15 protein-coding genes are annotated in these 16,262 nt (G+C 35.6%); 10 read left to right on the top strand and 5 right to left on the bottom strand.

Annotated features, from left to right (window positions below; all coding sequences use genetic code 11):
- Positions 1 to 75: 75 nt before the first annotated feature.
- Positions 76 to 2,367: a type IX secretion system anionic LPS delivery protein PorZ gene (porZ, locus tag LB454_RS11810; protein WP_224464879.1), complete on the top strand. Its 2,292-nt coding sequence runs from the start codon at positions 76 to 78 to the stop codon at positions 2,365 to 2,367.
- Positions 2,367 to 3,086 (top strand): DNA repair protein RecO, encoded by a 720-nt coding sequence (gene recO / locus LB454_RS11815; protein WP_224464880.1) that lies wholly within the window; start codon positions 2,367 to 2,369, stop codon positions 3,084 to 3,086. The genes porZ and recO overlap by 1 nt, the downstream gene beginning before the upstream one ends.
- A gap of 1 nt (position 3,087) precedes the next feature.
- On the opposite strand, the gene LB454_RS11820 is transcribed toward recO, so the two are convergent.
- Positions 3,088 to 3,831 carry a TerB family tellurite resistance protein gene (locus LB454_RS11820; protein WP_224464881.1) on the bottom strand — a complete coding sequence of 248 codons (744 nt, stop codon included), beginning with the start codon at positions 3,829 to 3,831 and terminating at the stop codon, positions 3,088 to 3,090.
- Between the two features lie 181 nt (positions 3,832 to 4,012).
- On the opposite strand from LB454_RS11820, the gene LB454_RS11825 reads away from it, so the two are divergent.
- From LB454_RS11825 to LB454_RS11835, 3 genes are all read left to right on the top strand, one after another.
- Positions 4,013 to 4,423, top strand: coding sequence for a BrxA/BrxB family bacilliredoxin (locus LB454_RS11825; protein ID WP_224464882.1), 411 nt, complete (start codon positions 4,013 to 4,015; stop codon positions 4,421 to 4,423).
- A 132-nt stretch (positions 4,424 to 4,555) separates the two neighbouring features.
- Positions 4,556 to 5,293, top strand: coding sequence for a lysophospholipid acyltransferase family protein (locus LB454_RS11830; RefSeq protein ID WP_224464883.1), 738 nt, complete (start codon positions 4,556 to 4,558; stop codon positions 5,291 to 5,293).
- Positions 5,294 to 5,299: 6 nt separating this feature from the next.
- Positions 5,300 to 5,953, top strand: coding sequence for an HD domain-containing protein (locus LB454_RS11835; RefSeq protein WP_224464884.1), 654 nt, complete (start codon positions 5,300 to 5,302; stop codon positions 5,951 to 5,953).
- 2 nt (positions 5,954 to 5,955) lie between these two features.
- Here LB454_RS11835 and pdeM read toward each other — a convergent pair whose 3' ends face one another.
- Both pdeM and LB454_RS11845 read right to left on the bottom strand, forming a co-directional pair.
- Entirely contained in the window at positions 5,956 to 6,585 is a 630-nt protein-coding gene (gene pdeM / locus LB454_RS11840) for a ligase-associated DNA damage response endonuclease PdeM (protein ID WP_224464885.1), read from the bottom strand.
- 69 nt (positions 6,586 to 6,654) lie between these two features.
- Positions 6,655 to 8,010: a phenylacetate--CoA ligase family protein gene (locus tag LB454_RS11845; RefSeq protein ID WP_224464886.1), complete on the bottom strand. Its 1,356-nt coding sequence runs from the start codon at positions 8,008 to 8,010 to the stop codon at positions 6,655 to 6,657.
- Positions 8,011 to 8,044: 34 nt separating this feature from the next.
- On the opposite strand from LB454_RS11845, the gene purD reads away from it, so the two are divergent.
- Positions 8,045 to 9,328 carry a phosphoribosylamine--glycine ligase gene (gene purD / locus LB454_RS11850; RefSeq protein ID WP_224464887.1) on the top strand — a complete coding sequence of 428 codons (1,284 nt, stop codon included), beginning with the start codon at positions 8,045 to 8,047 and terminating at the stop codon, positions 9,326 to 9,328.
- On the opposite strand, the gene LB454_RS11855 is transcribed toward purD, so the two are convergent.
- Positions 9,320 to 9,568 (bottom strand): DUF6341 family protein, encoded by a 249-nt coding sequence (locus LB454_RS11855; protein WP_224464888.1) that lies wholly within the window; start codon positions 9,566 to 9,568, stop codon positions 9,320 to 9,322. The genes purD and LB454_RS11855 overlap by 9 nt on opposite strands.
- Before the next feature lie 46 nt (positions 9,569 to 9,614).
- On the opposite strand from LB454_RS11855, the gene LB454_RS11860 reads away from it, so the two are divergent.
- From LB454_RS11860 to LB454_RS11870, 3 genes are all read left to right on the top strand, one after another.
- Positions 9,615 to 10,541 carry a DUF6427 family protein gene (locus tag LB454_RS11860; protein WP_224464889.1) on the top strand — a complete coding sequence of 309 codons (927 nt, stop codon included), beginning with the start codon at positions 9,615 to 9,617 and terminating at the stop codon, positions 10,539 to 10,541.
- Between the two features lie 72 nt (positions 10,542 to 10,613).
- Positions 10,614 to 11,222: a DUF4254 domain-containing protein gene (locus tag LB454_RS11865; protein WP_224464890.1), complete on the top strand. Its 609-nt coding sequence runs from the start codon at positions 10,614 to 10,616 to the stop codon at positions 11,220 to 11,222.
- Position 11,223: 1 nt separating this feature from the next.
- Positions 11,224 to 12,264, top strand: coding sequence for a glycosyltransferase family 9 protein (locus LB454_RS11870; RefSeq protein WP_224464891.1), 1,041 nt, complete (start codon positions 11,224 to 11,226; stop codon positions 12,262 to 12,264).
- 53 nt (positions 12,265 to 12,317) lie between these two features.
- On the opposite strand, the gene LB454_RS11875 is transcribed toward LB454_RS11870, so the two are convergent.
- Entirely contained in the window at positions 12,318 to 12,926 is a 609-nt protein-coding gene (locus tag LB454_RS11875; RefSeq protein ID WP_224464892.1) for a superoxide dismutase, read from the bottom strand.
- A gap of 171 nt (positions 12,927 to 13,097) precedes the next feature.
- Between LB454_RS11875 and LB454_RS11880 the strand changes: the two genes are divergently transcribed.
- The gene (locus LB454_RS11880) at positions 13,098 to 16,244 is read left to right on the top strand and encodes a UvrD-helicase domain-containing protein (protein WP_224464893.1); all 3,147 of its coding nucleotides are present in this window, start codon (positions 13,098 to 13,100) and stop codon (positions 16,242 to 16,244) included.
- The last annotated feature ends 18 nt before the right edge of the window (positions 16,245 to 16,262 follow it).

Raw genomic sequence — 16,262 nt, forward strand, 5'->3', positions numbered from 1 at the left:
TGGCTTTTCTATTTTATAAAGTGATTTTATAATAAATTCGATGCCTATAAAGTTTAAAGAAGACATACCATCTACATGAAGAGGCTTTTATTTTTATTTTTTTTGTTTCCGTGTCTTCTCATAGGCCAAAACTTTTCTGAACGTTGGAATGGTTATTTTTCCTACTATAATATTACAGATCTAGATGAAAGCCAAAACAAAATCTATGCTGCAGCAGAAAACGCCTATTTTGTTTACGATATCCCTTCTCAGACTTTAGAGACAGTAACCTCAATTCAAGGCTTATCTGGTAATCAAATTTCTAAGATTTACCACTCAGAAACCTACGGACTTACTAGTATAGGCTATGAAAATGGTTTACTTCAAATTGTAATGGATAACAATCAAAACATATTTACGGTTGTTGACATTAGGGATAAAATTTCAATATCTCCCAATAACAAGAGAATCAACGATTTTTTCGAATTTGAGGGGATCCTCTACATCTCTACAGATTTTGGAGTAGCTGAATATAATTTGGAAAATCTAGAGTTCGAAGATTCCTTTTTTGTTGGAGCTAATGGAAATCAAATTCAAATCAACCAAATAACAATATTAGATAGAAAAATATATGCAGCTTCAACTACTGAAGGTATTAAAACAGCCGATGTAGATAATCCAAACCTCATTGATTTTCGGAATTGGCAAACGGAATATAGTGGAAACTGGAAAGGAGTGCTAACGTTTTCCAATAGTATATTTGGATTAAGAAATAACAACAGCATTTTCAGATTAGAAAATGGTAATTCGTCTGTTTTTGAAGCAATAGGGTCCAATGTAACAGGGTTTAATGTGAGCGGTGATCGACTTGTTATCACGGCTGTCAACCAAGTCTTAGCTTACAATCCAGAGTTAAATTTAGACGTATTCATCAACAAACTTCAAGATGTAGAATTCAACGTAAACACTTCGGTTGCCAGCAATGGAGTATATTATTTGGGACATGCAACTCTAGGTTTATTGAGTTTGGAATCTGAATCCACTCAGACGTTTTCAGAAGTAAGTCCAGAGGGGCCTTTATTAAATCGAATTTTCAGTCTTGAGGCTACACCTACAGATTTGTGGGTCACTTTTGGAGAATACAATCAATTCTATAACCCGTTCCCAATAAATATAAGAGGTTTGAGCAGGCTTTCTGAGGAAGGATGGATCAATATAGAGCCAGAGAGTCTTGGAAATGCTGCAGAGCTATCGCACGTAACAGTTGACCCTCAAAATCCAAATCGTATTTTTGTAAGCAGTTTTTTTGATGGTCTGTTAGAAATCGAAAACAATGAGCTAATTCAGAAATATGATTCTTCAAACAGTATTATTGAAGGCGTTCCTGAAAATATTAATGATAATCGTATTGGTTCCAGCGGATTCGATAGTCAAGGGAATTTATTTTTTTCAAACTCGCTCACAGAACATCAAATTAAAAGGCTAGGTGCAGACGGAAATTTTTCTCTCCCCGATACATCAGAAGGGACCTCAAATCCTACAGAAACTCACTCAGCAAAATTAGTTGTAGACCAAAATAACAACGTGTTTTCTGGTACGCTTAGAAGTGGAATTATTGCATACAATAGCAGTACTAATACCTCGAGAGCCATCACGAGTAACGTTGATGGTGTAGATTTTCCAGATTCTTTTAACGTAAATCCAAACATAACCGCTTTGGAAATTGATCAGGATTCCAGGTTGTGGATTGGGACAGATGAAGGCTTACGCGTCATGTCTAATCCTTCTGCTATATTCGACCAGAGCCAATCTGTAAATGTTTCCTCAATTATCATTCAAGATGTGGATGGAGTAGCTCAGGAATTGCTATTTGAGCAATATATCACAGATATAACTACAGATGGCGCTAACAACAAATGGATTTCTACAGCAGATTCTGGTGTATTCCAAGTGTCGCCAAATGGTCAAGAAATTTTAAACATATTTAATGAAAATAATTCACCGCTCCCTACCAATAGTGTGAGAACAGTAGCTGTAAATCAAGTGACAGGAGAAGTTTTTTTTGGAACTACCAGCGGATTGCTTTCCTACTCTAGCCTTGTCACTTCTGGAAATGAAAACCTAGAAAACTTACGAGCATTTCCAAATCCTGTAAGGCCAAATTATAATGGGCTTGTAACCATTGATGGTCTCATTGATGGCGCAAACGTCAAAATAACCGATGTAACTGGAAATTTGGTTTTTGAAGAATTTGCCAATGGCGGTACACTACAATGGGATACCAGAGCCTTTGGAAGACATAAAGTTGCTTCGGGGGTTTATTTTATAGTAGTTACTGGTGAAGATCAAATTGAGACCAAAGTTGGTAAAATCATGATTATCCGCTGATGCAAATCAAGACCAAAGCCATAGTTATTTCTACCATCAAATACTCGGAAGCAGATGTCATTGCGAAATGTTTCACTCAGGAAAAGGGCTTAGTTTCGTATATGTTGAAGGGCATCCGTAAATCCAAAAGAGGAAAACTAAGAATGTCGATGTTTCAACAACTCTCACTCTTGGAAATTGAAGCCTTTCATAAAGAAAATAAAAACCTTCAGTATCTAAAAGAAGTGAAAGTTTTTCACCCCTACCATAGCTTACAATCTAATGTCTACAAGTCTACAATGGTGATGTTTTTGGCAGAGGTCTTGAAAAGCTGTATACAAGAAGAAGAAAAAAATGAAGCTTTGTTTTATTTTCTTCAGGAGAGCTTTGTTTATCTTGATGAAACAGATTCCATAAAAAATTTTCACCTGCATTTCATCGTCAAACTCACTCAACATTTAGGATTTTATCCAGATAGCCAGAGCATTGGTTTTCCTTTTTTTGATATGCTGAATGGCGTGTTTCAACTGAAAGAATACAATTCTTATTCCTTTAATAATTCAAATTCTGAATTATTAAAGGAGTTGATGAAGTCTTTAGAGTACAAAGAAGCTAATCAAATCAAGCTCAATCAGGAGCGAAGAAAAAGTTTTTTGGACTTTATGATGCTATACTATGAATTGCATCTGCAAGGCTTCAGAAAACCGAAATCACTTGAAATCTTGCAGCAGATTTTTTAAACTACAAGCCTCTTTCCTTCTGAATTTGCTCGTAGGCTTCCTGTACTTTGTTAAATTTTTCTTGAGCCCCTTTTCGATAAACCTCATCCATATGCTGTAGTTTATCGGGATGAAATTTCTTAGCCATGGTACGGTAAGCTTTTTTTACCTCGGCATCACTAGCTGATTTTTCTATTTCCAAGATTTTATAAGCATCGTCTGCGGATTTAAAAAACATGGCTTTAATACTCTCAAAATCTGAATGAGCCACTCGAAGATTTTGAGAAATGTTAAGTAAAACCCTTAGCTCAGCTTCAGACACATGACCATCTGCATTGGAGATATTGAATAGAAAGTGTAGAATTTGAAGTCTAACTTCGTAGCGAACTCTAGGTCTCAAGTATTCACAGATGCGAGGTACTGAGATTTCTCTATTTTTAATAACTTCATTGAAGGTTTTAAAAGTGGCATTAGCTCTTTCTTTACCATAAGCCTGTACAAAATACATTCTTACATAATCCATTTCCTGCTGGGTCACCTTACCATCAGCTTTTATGACTAAGGAGGATAAAGAAAGTAAATTAAGCTCAAAATCTCCAGGAGTAACCTGGTCCTGTTGGTCTTGAAAAATTTTGCCAAAGCTACCACCGCTAGTAGAAGATGAGCCTCTAAATATTCTATCAAGTATAGAGCCAATTAAGAACCCTATGATAGCACCACCAAAACGCATGTAAAAAAAGCCAAGAATGGCACCAATCCACTTCAAATCAAATTATTTTGACTGCAAATATAAAATCATAGTGTGGTAAAATTCAGAAAACGCAATCTTTTTAAGATAGATTAAACGATAGCCAACAGAAATGAAATCATTGTGTTAAGAACTGAAGAGATAAAAGACATTTTTATACATTTGTATTTGAATTCAGTTTAAATAAAAATCAAAATATATGTATCCACCAGAATTAGTAAAACCAATGCAGCAAGAATTAACCGCTGTAGGTTTTGATGAGTTAAGAAGCAAAGCTGATGTTGATGTTGCTTTAGCTAAGGAAGGAACAACATTGGTAGTCGTCAATTCCGTTTGTGGCTGTGCAGCAGCAAACGCAAGACCCGGAGCTATAAAATCACTTGAAAACGCAAAAACTCCAGATCACTTAGTGACTGTTTTTGCAGGAGTAGATAAAGAAGCTACAGATGAAGCAAGAGCCAAAATGGTTCCCTTCCCTCCGAGTTCACCTTCTATGGCCCTTTTCAAAGACGGAGAATTGGTCCACATGCTAGAAAGACATCACATTGAGGGCAGACCTGCAGAAATGATTGCAGATAACCTAATGGATGCTTATAACGAGCATTGCTAGATCACATCAAAGATTTAAGCCGCTTTTAAAAAAGCGGCTTTTTTTGTGGACAAGATTGAAAACTTAGCTTGAAAATTATGATTAAATTGTAGTCTAGTTCGTCAAAAATGTACTTTTGATCAAATTCAACAGATGAAAAAAATTCTTTCGTACCCACTTTCTGTCATTTTCTATCTCTTTTTTGGATTGACTCTTGTCATATTTCATATTCTGCAGTGGATATCCTTCAATCTTTCAGGTTACCAGGCTCATAAAAAAAGTGTAGATGTATTTAATTTCTTTCTGTTACGCTGCCTCAATCTAGTGGGAACCCGATTTCAGTACAACAACAAATTTTCTTTTGATAAAAGCAGACCTCATATTATAGTTTCCAATCATCAGAGCATGTTTGATATTCCTCCTATCATTTGGCACATGCGCCAATTGCATCCTAAATTCATCAGCAAAAAAGAACTGGCCAAAGGCATTCCAGGTATTTCGTATAATTTAAGACACGGAGGATCGGTATTGATAGATAGAAAAAATCCTGAACAGGCTCTTGGTCAAATCAAAAAACTGGGCAAGTATATTTCTGAGACCAAAAGAGCAGCTGTTATTTTTCCGGAAGGTACTCGAAGTAAAACAGGGATTCCCAAGCAATTTGCTTTCAATGGACTTAGAACTTTATTTGAAGCCTGTCCTGATGCTGTGGTAGTTCCCGTATGCGTGAACAACTCTTGGAAACTTCAGCGTTATGGAATGTTTCCTTTGGGTTTAGGTGCGTTTTTAAAGCTTGAAGTCATAGAACCTTTAGAAGTGAAAAATTATGAAATTCCTGAGTTAATCCAACTTTTGGAGAAAAAGATTACAGGAAATATTCAGCTGGATTAAATCAATATGACTCAAACCCAAATTATTTCAAATACAAAATTTTTTGTTCAGGAAACACTCAAACATGCTGAGGGCGGACACGACTGGTTTCATATTTTGAGAGTTTACAACAATGCTAGAAATATTTTATCAAATGAAACCGCAGATAGTTTTGTTGTGGAATTGGCAAGCTTACTCCACGATATAGCCGACTCAAAGTTTCATAATGGCGATGAAGAGATTGGCCCACAGAAAGCAAAAGCCTTTTTGAAAACACAATCGGTCGACTCTAAGGTTGTAAATCATGTGGTGAATATCATTAAAAATGTGTCTTACAAAGGCGGGCATAGTTCTTCAGATTTTCATTCTATCGAACTGGATATCGTACAAGATGCAGATCGACTGGATGCAATAGGGGCCATAGGAATTGCCAGGACCTTCAATTTTGGCGGGTTCAAAAACAATCCTATTTACGATCCTGAAGTTCAGCCAAATCCAATTCAAAGCAAGGAAGAGTATAAAAAGTCCAATTCTCCAACCATCAATCATTTTTATGAAAAGCTTCTCCTGCTCAAAGACAAGATGAACACTAAAACAGCCAAAAAAATAGCTGCCCAGCGTCATGAATTTATGGAGGACTACCTAGAACAGTTTTACAAAGAATGGAATGGCAAACTTTAGATTTACTTTATAGAAAGCACCAAATCTTCAGAAACGACAAACACATCTTCATCGGCTTCAGGCTCAATCAAAAAATGACCTGTAAACGCACCAAATGCTGGCAAAACGAGCTGGTAAGGTTTCTTATAAAAGCAGGATAATTTTAACTGTTGTCGCCCTTCACCTCTTAGCCTGTAGCCAGGATGCAGATGGCCACAGATATTAAAAAATCCTTCTCTTTTTTCTGGATGATGTGTTAAAAACAAATCCCCATCAACCAATTCTGGCAGTACTTTAATTCCAAGATCCTCGAATCTGTAGGGAGGAATAATATCGTGATTGCCAACAATGAGGGTCATTTTTACTTTTTGACGACCGACCCAGACCGTAAATCTATCCCAGTCTTTATTTTGAGCGGAATGAAATAAATCTCCAAGAAAAATGAGCTCTTTTGGCTGAAATTCATTAAGGACCAGATTCAATTTTTTGAAGTTTTCCAAACCTACCTGACTCGGTAAAGCACTTCCATTTTTTCTAAAATGCTCCACCTTGCCAAAATGCACATCTGCTACCAAAAGCGTGTTTTGGGAAGGCCAGTACAAGCAACCGCTTGGATGCATTACAAATTCTTGATATCCGTATTTGAGTTGCAAAAATTTTGATTTTAAAGTTTTATTTTGAATTTGATACATCTAAGCATTTGAAGCTTAAAGCAGTTTGCTTCAACTATTCAGTTGAGATGTGAACTGTTTTAATTTTCCACTTTTCGAGCGTTCCAACTCGTCTTTCCTTTCAAAAGTAATGCTCAAGCCTTTTTCAAGATAAGTTTCAACCGCATATATAATCTTTTGCTTTTGAGTTTGATCCAACTCTGTTTCAGCTTTATATAGAATTGCAAATTTAGACAAGTCTTCCTGTATAATTTTAATTTCTTTTACAAGACCAGAATCTTCAATCACAGATTTAGTCACATAATAAAAGCTTAAGGCAGGAACTTTTTTACCACTAGGCAGAAGCGCAAACTCATTGGTTCTGCCGGTAAGAGATTTCAAAATTTGATTGCTGTCCGTTGAAGCCTCATCAATTACTCCCCTATCACCTATTTGGTAACGGATAAACGGATGTGCTCTATTGTACAAAGAAGTAATCACTATATTACCTTCTTCTCCATTTGGCAAAGCAAATCCATAATCATCAACTATCTCAACATAAAGGGTTTTGTTATTCAACTGCCATTCCCCTTTTGTATTTTCAAAAGCAATGACATCCAGTTCACTTGCGCCATACTCGTTGACAACCTTAACTCCTAGCTGGTTTTCGAGCAATTTCCTGTCTTTTTCAAAAAGCATTTCACTTGTGGTAATGCAAAGTTTTAAAGTAGGACAAACTGATTTTAAAACGATGTTTTGTTCTTTCAAAAACTTGGCAAAAAGAACAATAGAACTAGTGTAACCATTGATATAATCAAAAGGTTTCTTTTGAAATAACTCCAGAAATTTGTGCAGATTGTGTTCTGATAAATCAAAAATATCAAATCTATGCCTGTTGGCTAAAAGATCTTTTAGTCTTTCTTTTTGATAGCCCTTAAAGTCTTTGGGGATACCGTAAAATCTAGCTTCCAAAGAGGAATTCATATCAATACCATGTTGTTGATACAGCCAAATGATATGCGCCCAGGTTAACGCATGAGCATATTTATCTTTAGCGAAAATGAAAGGATTCCCACTGGAACCTGAAGTTTTGTTGACAAAAACTTTAGAAGTACTATAGCCCATGCTTAGTCGATCTGCTAAAGGCTTCTGCAAATCTGCTTTGGTCATCACAGGAATATCATCCCAAGATTCAAATTTTTTGGTTTCAAAAAATTCAGAATAACCTCGGTTGTTATTTAAATGAAACTGAACAATTTCATGTCGTTTATCTGTTATATACTGCTGAAAATCTCTTTCAGAGTAATTTAAAATTGATTCTAATTCCTTTTCTGCTTTCGTTATAGGAAAACCTTTGAGGCTTAAAATTTTTTTGAATCGGTTCACTGAATTTTCAATGGTTTCATTAGCGAAGCAATTTACAAACATTTACTTTTGACACCTAATCTTAGCACACAAACTCATGAACGTTTTGATACTTGGAAGCGGTGGTCGCGAACATACCTTAGCCCATCAAATTTCTAAAAGCCCTAAATGCGAAAAACTATTTGTAGCGCCTGGAAATGCAGGAACTTTGTTATGTGCAACCAATATAGAATTGGATATTATCGATTTTAAGGAAGTAGCAAAAGCAGTTCAAGCGAACGAAATCAATTTACTTATTGTGGGCCCAGAAGCACCGCTTGTAGAGGGCATCAAGGATTATTTTGACGAGAAAGAAGAATTTAAAAATTTAAAAATAATTGGACCTTCTAAACGCGGTGCATTGCTTGAAGGAAGCAAAGAGCGTGCTAAAGAATTTATGAAAACCTATCAGGTTCCCACAGCTGCTTACCAAAGTTTTAGTAAAGATACTTTAGAAGCTGGAAAGCAGTTTTTATCAGGAATGAAGCCTCCATACGTACTCAAAGCAGACGGGCTTGCTGGCGGAAAAGGGGTTCTTATCTTGAAAAACCTCAGCGAAGCACAACATGAACTTGAAAACATGCTGACCAATAATAAGTTTGGAAAGGCCTCAGAAAAAGTAGTGATCGAAGAGTTTTTGGACGGCATAGAATTGAGTGTTTTTGTACTTACCGACGGTAAAAATTACTTAATTCTTCCCAATGCAAAAGATTATAAACGCATCGGTGAAGGAGATACAGGTCTCAACACAGGTGGTATGGGTGCCATTTCTCCTGTTCCATTTGCAGATGAAGCTTTTATGAAAAAAGTAGATGAAAAAATCGTAAGACCAAGCATTGACGGGCTACATAAAGAAGCTATTGATTTTACAGGTTTTCTTTTCATTGGCTTAATGAAAGTAGGCGACGAGCCTTTTGTGGTGGAATACAATGTAAGAATGGGAGATCCTGAAACAGAAGTTGTGATTCCTAGAATTAAAAATGATTTACTTGACGTCCTGTCTAGAACTGCTGAAGGTAAAATTCAAGATATACAACTGGAAGTAGACTCAAAACACGCAGCAACAGTTATGATGGTATCGGGCGGCTACCCTGAGGCTTACGAAAAAGATAAAATCATCTCTGGCTTAGATAAAGTCGAAGAAAGGTCTGATGTATTTATCTGCCATGCAGGTACCAAAAGTAAAAACGACCAGGTTCTTACAAACGGAGGTCGTGTAATTGCTGTGACTGCCTTTGGAGATACCTTTCAAAAAGCTTTGGTAAAGGCCTACCAAAATGCAGAGCATATTGAATTTGATAAAAAATTCTATAGAAAAGATTTAGGAAAAGACTTAGTCTAATTCTGCGTCTTTGCCTAAGAATGAATGCGCCTTAACGCTTTTGTCTTCCTGATCGTTTTCATCAAAACTTTTCAATTGCTTCATCCAGTAAAGGAAGGCAACAAAAACGATAAGTACAAAAACAAAGTTTAAGCCATTGGCAGCCCACCAGGAATCATCCTGTAATTCTCTGAGAGCATCTAAAGGTAAAAACAAAAAGTCCTCAAATAAACTTGCAATACCTTCAAAAAAATCCTTCATGTCTCTGTTATATTATATTTACTTTGCAAAAGTAATAAATTAGACCATGTTAACAAGGCTTTTTAGTCATTCAAAACCTATTGCTTTCGCTGTTCTAAGCATTTTATTTGTTGTGGCTTTTTTTATTGAAAATTTTATTTCTTCAGCAGTTGAAATAAATGCGCCCTTGGTCTTCAAAAAAATAGGGGTTTTAATCGTTTTTCTATTGATTCTTTTCCTGCTAAATTTCATCGTAAAGCGAAATAAAATCCATCAACAACACTCTTATGCAGTTTCAAGTTTCGTGTTTTTGATCATCGCTTTTCCTGATTTATTAAGGTCTACAGAATTTGTTTTAGGTTACTTTTTTTTACTGCTGTCTTTTAGAAGAGTTCTCAGCCTAAAAACGAATACCAACATCAAACAAAAAATATTTGATTCTAGTTTACTGTTATCAATATCCATTTGGTTTGAACCTTTTCATTGGCTGTTTTTACTAGTCATATACTTTGGTGTCATTATGTATGCTTCCCAAAATTATCGACATTTCATTATTCCTTCAGTAGGTCTTGCTGTAGGTTTTGTTTTGCATACTAGTTTTTTTTTAATACTTGAGAGTGACTGGGTTCCTTACAGGTTTTACCTTCCGGAATTTCAAGGCATAGATGCATTTTTTGTGACTTTCAAGTATAGCGTTCTGTTAGGCCTGCTGCTATTCGTTTTGGTTTGGATATTCCTGCAACTGCCAGGTATATATAGTCGCGCAAAACTTCATGAAAGTGAAAGCTTGAGTCTAACACTGTTTTTTATGCTTATTTCGATAGTAGTCTTCGTGTTGAACGCCTTGCCTGTTTCAATGGATGCTATCTATATTATATGGCCATTATCCATTTTAATAGGAAATTATTTTCAATTAAAATCTACAAAAAAGTGGATGAAAGAATCGCTCTACATCATATTTATATCTGGAATTGTATTTTCTGCTATATATTGAAAAGACGAACTCCTTTAGGAAAGTCTGTTTTAAAAACACTTGGTATATTTGCAAATACACAAATACAAAACTATGTTTTCAGAAAAAGCCAACCGAATTTTCCAGAGTGTCATTGAAACCTACCATATAAAAGACAGTGTAGACCAGGAATTTAAGAATCCTTTTGACAAAAAAGAGAATCTCATCGAACATTTATTGTATAGAAAATGCTGGATAGATACGGTGCAGTGGCATTACGAAGACCTTATAAGAGACCCCAACATTTCTCCTGAAGATGCTCTGGTTCTGAAAAGAAAAATCGATGCCTCCAATCAAGATCGAACGGATACTGTAGAATATATTGACAGTTATTTCTTAGATCTTTTTGATACTGTAGAGCCTCAACCCAATGCCAAAATCAATACAGAAAGCCCTGCTTGGGGAATTGATAGACTTTCCATTCTAGCCTTAAAAATTTACCACATGAATGAGGAGGCCAATAGAAAAGATGCTTCAGAACAACATCAAATGGCTTGTAAAGCTAAACTAGACGTCTTACTAGAACAACAAAAAGACTTGTCTCTGGCGATCGACCAACTTCTAGAAGATATTAAAGTTGGCGACAAATACATGAAAGTATATAAGCAAATGAAGATGTACAACGATGATGAGATGAATCCTGTGTTAAGAAGCAAACGCTAAGATGAAACGTCCCAGCCACATTCTTGTGATAAGATTATCTGCCATGGGGGATGTAGCGATGACGGTTCCCGTGCTGATGCAGCTGCTGGACACTTATCCAAAACTTAAAATCACAGTTCTCACCAAACCCTTTTTTGCTCATTTATTTGAGCATATTGAAGGCATAAACGTAGTTAAAGCCGAAGTGAAGACCAAGCACAAGGGTATTTCTGGTTTATGGCTACTGGCAAAGCAACTTCACAAGCTAGATATTGATTCTATTGCAGATTTACACAATGTTTTAAGATCCAGGATTCTATGTGGTTTTCTCAAAATTCTGGGTCATGATTATTTCAGAATTGATAAAGGTAGAGCAGAGAAAAAAGCATTGACAAGACCTAACAATAAAGTTTTAAAACCATTGAATAGTTCACATCAGCGTTATGCAGATGTTTTCAAAAAACTGAAATTACCACTTGACAAGAAATTCAAAATAGACAAATTACAACTTCCTATTTCTTCTGAAGTGGAATCTCATTTGAATTTGGATGAAACCAAAAAATGGATAGGCATTGCTCCTTTCGCGGCGCATTCTCCAAAACAATATCCTTTAAAGTTGATGAAAAAAGCCATTTCAAAACTGAGTAAAGAAGATAATATTCAAATCTATTTATTTGGTGGCGGAAAAAAAGAAATTAAAAAACTTAAAGAGCTGGCTGAAAATTTTGAAAATTGTGAAAATATAGCTGGTAAATTTAGTTTCTCTGAAGAGCTACAATTGATATCCAATCTCGATATCATGCTATCCATGGATAGCGGTAACGGACACTTAGCAGCAATGTTTGGTGTAGATGTTATCACCATCTGGGGGGCAACACATCCCTATGCAGGCTTTGCGCCATTTGGTCAAACTTCAGCACAACAACTCCTGCCAAATCTTGAAAAATATCCGCTGCTACCGACTTCCATTTACGGTAACAAGAAAGTGAAAGGATACAAAAAAGTGATGCATGACATTACTCCTGAGGAGGTTTTCCGAAAGGTAAAATTCAATTTAGTTTAAAACAAAAAAACTGCCCGATTGGGCAGTTTTTAATTATATATAAGTTCTGATAATTATTTGTTTTCAGAATAGCGTTTAGATACTTCTTCCCAGTTAATTACGTCGAAGAAAGCATCTATATAATCTGGTCTTCTATTTTGATAATTTAGGTAGTAAGCATGTTCCCAAACATCAAGGCCTAAAATTGGTGTTCCACCATCTCCAACATTTGGCATTAGAGGATTATCCTGATTTGGAGTTGAGCACACTTCAACTTTTCCTCCATTGTGAACAGTTAGCCAAGCCCATCCAGAACCAAACTGACCTGCAGCTGCTTTTGAAAAGGCATCTTTGAAAGCATCAAAAGAACCAAAAGACTCATCAATAGCTTTTGCTAATTCTCCTGATGGTTTTCCTCCACCATCTGGTGACATCACTTTCCAAAATAAGCTGTGGTTATAAAAACCACCGCCGTTATTTCTTACAGCAGTATTTGATAAATCTAAATTGATTAATATATTTTCTATGGTTTTACCTTCCAAATCTGTGCCTTCTACTGCAGCATTCAATTTGCTAGTATATCCAGCATGGTGCTTTCCATGATGAATTTCCATTGTTTTTTTGTCGATATGTGGCTCAAGAGCATCATGAGCGTAGTCTAATTTTGGTAATTCAAAAGCCATAATTTATGTTTTTTGTTAATTTGATAAATTCAAAAGTAACTATTAAGACTTTGCTTTGGAATTATTTGATGTTATTATTTACTTAAAACAAATGTGTTTTGAAGATATTATCACTCAGATATTTCAAGTGGTTTACCGCTAGTTTTAGTACCTTTCGTTTAAAATTAAAGAATGCCTCAACAGTCAAATTTCATTATTTTCAACGCTTCAGCTGGTTCTGGAAAAACATTCAAACTCGCTGAGCGTTATCTAACCCTACTTCTTTCTTCTCCCAAAACCACAAGTTTTCAAAATATCCTGGCCATCACGTTTACCAACAAAGCTGTTGGTGAAATGAAATCCAGAATTTTAGATTATCTCACTATTTTTTCCAAAGGTGGACCCCACCTGGGAGAGGACGCAATGTTTAAATTAGTAAAGAAGAGTACAAATTTATCATCAGATCAAATTCAGAAAAAATCTTACTATATATTAAAAGAAATTTTAGACAATTACGCAGCTTTCGAAATCTCTACCATAGACGCTTTCACGCATAGAATCATCCGAACTTTCGCAAAAGATTTGGGCTTGTCTATGAATTTTGATATTGAAATGGACACTAGACAAATCTTGCAATTAGCCGTAGAACGCGTAGTGGAAAGGGCTGGAAGCGACGAAGAATTAACTGAGGTTTTGATTGATTTTGCCCTTGAGAAAGTGAACGATGACAAAAGTGGCGACATCAGTCTGGATATTTTTGAGGCTTCTCAACTCCTACTAAGCGAAAAGGATGAGTATTTTATAAGGTCCTTAAAAGATTACAGCTTAGTAGATTTTAAAAATCTAAAAACTAAACTTGATGCAGAAATAAAATCCATTTCAGAACAACTTAAATCTATTGGAAGTGAATTTCTGAAGCAATTGAGTGATAATGGTCTGGAATTTAAAGATTTTAAAGGAGGCTACTTACCAAAGTTTTTTCAAAAATTAAGCGAAGACCATTCAACTCTCAAATTTGATGCGAAATGGCAGGATAATATTGAAGATGAAGAAACCTACGTCACCAAATCTCAAAAAGAGGACACAAAACAACTTGTGTTTTCTATGAAAGGCTTTATTGTTGAAAGCTTCAATCTAAGTAAACAACTTTTTTCTGACCGAAAATTCTATGAAAAAATCCACAAAAACATTACTCAGCTTTCGTTGCTTGGCGCGGTAAAGCAGGAGATGGAAGTGATCAAAAAGGATCAAAATATCATGTTGATTTCAGACTTCAATAAAAAGATAAGCGATGAAATAAAAAAACAACCTGCACCTTTTATTTTTGAACGTCTTGGTGAAAAATTTCAGCATTATTTTATAGATGAGTTTCAAGATACATCACGGATGCAATGGGAGAATTTGATACCATTGACGGGGAATGCTCTGGCGACCTTATTTGAAGGAGAAACTCCCGGAACGCTCACGCTCGTAGGCGATGCAAAACAGTCGATTTATGCCTGGAGAGGTGGTGATGCGAATCAGTTTATGAACCTTTCTGATGGAAATTCGCCATTTCCTGTAAGGCCAGAACTGGAAACGCTAAGTACAAATTTTAGAAGTAGTAAAACGGTTGTGAATTTTAATAATAAATTTTTTGAATTTGTTGGACAACAACTTCATGACCAAAAGCTGAAGTCACTTTTTGCTGGAGATAACTTAATCCAGTCTTGTCACAAGTCTGACGAAGGATTTGTAAATTTAAAATTTCTAGAAGCGAAATCCAACGAAGAGCGAGATGAAGCTTATCCTGAAGAAGCTTTAAAAATAATTAAAAACAAAAAGGAACAAGGGTTTAAACTTGGTGACATTTGCATTTTAGTAAGAAAAAAAAGTGAAGGAGTTGCCATTGCAGAATACCTTAATCAGCATAGGATTCCTATTATTTCTTCTGAAACATTATTAATCAATTCTGATGATCAAGTTCAGTTTGTTTTGAGTTTTTTACATATTTTGAATGATAATTTAGACGAAATGTCAAAGGCTAAAGTCCTGGAGAGGTTAGCCTTAAAATTATCATTTTCAGAAGAAAAGTGTTTTGAATTACTGGACACAACACTGAATAAAGACAAACCTGTGTTTTGGGAAAAGCTCAAGAAACTTGGTTTTGTATTTGACTCTGAACATTTTCATACGCTTCCGTTTTATGATGCTGTGGAATATCTTGTTAATCAATTTGATCTGACTAAAACTGCAAATGCCTATCTTCAATTTTTCCTGGATGAAGTTTTTGAATTTACTTTAAAGCATCAAGGGGGACTGAGTTCATTTTTAGACTATTGGAATCTACAGGGCGAAACAAAAAGTATAATCAGCACAGACAATGAAAATGCCGTTCAAATTATGACGGTTCATAAAAGTAAAGGGCTTCAATTTCCTATTGTTATTTTCCCTTATGCAAAACAGCAGATCGATTACACATTCAACAGCCACATTTGGGTGAGTTTGCCTGAGAAATTTGAGCTCCCATTTGCAATGATCACCAAGCCAGGCAAGGACATAGATCATCCGCTTTATGTGGATAATTATGGTGAATTAATCAACAATCTAGAAATGGAAAATATCAATATTCTTTATGTGGCGCTTACCAGGGCAGCTCAGGAACTTTTTATCATTTCTGAAGATGATCGGGATAGAAACGGAATCATAAAATCCAATACATTTTCAGGATTGCTGATGGGTTATCTGGAGCAATCTCAAAACTTAAATATTGAGCCAAACGTTGATTATAGCTGGGGTAAAAGTGTTTTGAAAAAAGGTAGCTTAGACACAATTGAAGAGATAGAAAATAAAGACTTGACCTTTCATTCTCCTTCTCCCAATTTAGATTTAAGTTTGGTTACAACGGCAGGTAAGCTTTGGAATGAGGAACTTGAAGAAGCCAGAGAAGAGGGTAACTTAATACATTCTTTGTTATCTAAAGTTGAGGGTTCGGGAGATATTTCAGCCACGATAAACTGGCACGTAGAGAACGGATATATTGAAGAAGAAAAGCAAATGCATTATCAAAATTTAATGGAGTCAATTACGGCTCACTCCGAGTTGAAAGATTTTTTTACTGAAAAATATGAAACCTGGAACGAAAGAGATATTTATTTCAAAAGTAAACTGCTTCGACCAGATAGAGTTAATATTGAAGGAAATGATGCCTATATTATAGACTACAAAACAGGATCAATATCAAAGGAGCATGTCAAACAAATTCAAGAATATTCTGAAGCTTTAAGTGGTTTAGAATATAATGTTAAGAAGAAGCTGCTCGTTTACATAACCGATTCCATTGATGTAAAGATTGTTTAAATTTGCACAAAATTGAAA

Origin of the sequence: Psychroflexus montanilacus (genome assembly GCF_020164535.1) — a bacterium.
Classification (GTDB): domain Bacteria; phylum Bacteroidota; class Bacteroidia; order Flavobacteriales; family Flavobacteriaceae; genus Psychroflexus; species Psychroflexus montanilacus.

Excerpts from the sequence above, each read along its gene's own strand:
- LB454_RS11835 (WP_224464884.1), top strand. The coding sequence starts at position 5,300 with ATGACTCAAACCCAAATTATTTCAAATACAAAATTTTTTGTTCAGGAA.
- LB454_RS11880 (WP_224464893.1), top strand. The coding sequence starts at position 13,098 with ATGCCTCAACAGTCAAATTTCATTATTTTCAACGCTTCAGCTGGTTCT.
- LB454_RS11830 (WP_224464883.1), top strand. The coding sequence starts at position 4,556 with ATGAAAAAAATTCTTTCGTACCCACTTTCTGTCATTTTCTATCTCTTT.
- LB454_RS11865 (WP_224464890.1), top strand. The coding sequence starts at position 10,614 with ATGTTTTCAGAAAAAGCCAACCGAATTTTCCAGAGTGTCATTGAAACC.
- purD (WP_224464887.1), top strand. The coding sequence starts at position 8,045 with ATGAACGTTTTGATACTTGGAAGCGGTGGTCGCGAACATACCTTAGCC.
- recO (WP_224464880.1), top strand. The coding sequence starts at position 2,367 with ATGCAAATCAAGACCAAAGCCATAGTTATTTCTACCATCAAATACTCG.
- LB454_RS11870 (WP_224464891.1), top strand. The coding sequence starts at position 11,224 with ATGAAACGTCCCAGCCACATTCTTGTGATAAGATTATCTGCCATGGGG.
- LB454_RS11860 (WP_224464889.1), top strand. The coding sequence starts at position 9,615 with ATGTTAACAAGGCTTTTTAGTCATTCAAAACCTATTGCTTTCGCTGTT.
- LB454_RS11855 (WP_224464888.1), bottom strand. The coding sequence starts at position 9,568 with ATGAAGGATTTTTTTGAAGGTATTGCAAGTTTATTTGAGGACTTTTTG.
- LB454_RS11845 (WP_224464886.1), bottom strand. The coding sequence starts at position 8,010 with ATGTTTGTAAATTGCTTCGCTAATGAAACCATTGAAAATTCAGTGAAC.
- porZ (WP_224464879.1), top strand. The coding sequence starts at position 76 with ATGAAGAGGCTTTTATTTTTATTTTTTTTGTTTCCGTGTCTTCTCATA.
- LB454_RS11825 (WP_224464882.1), top strand. The coding sequence starts at position 4,013 with ATGTATCCACCAGAATTAGTAAAACCAATGCAGCAAGAATTAACCGCT.
- LB454_RS11875 (WP_224464892.1), bottom strand. The coding sequence starts at position 12,926 with ATGGCTTTTGAATTACCAAAATTAGACTACGCTCATGATGCTCTTGAG.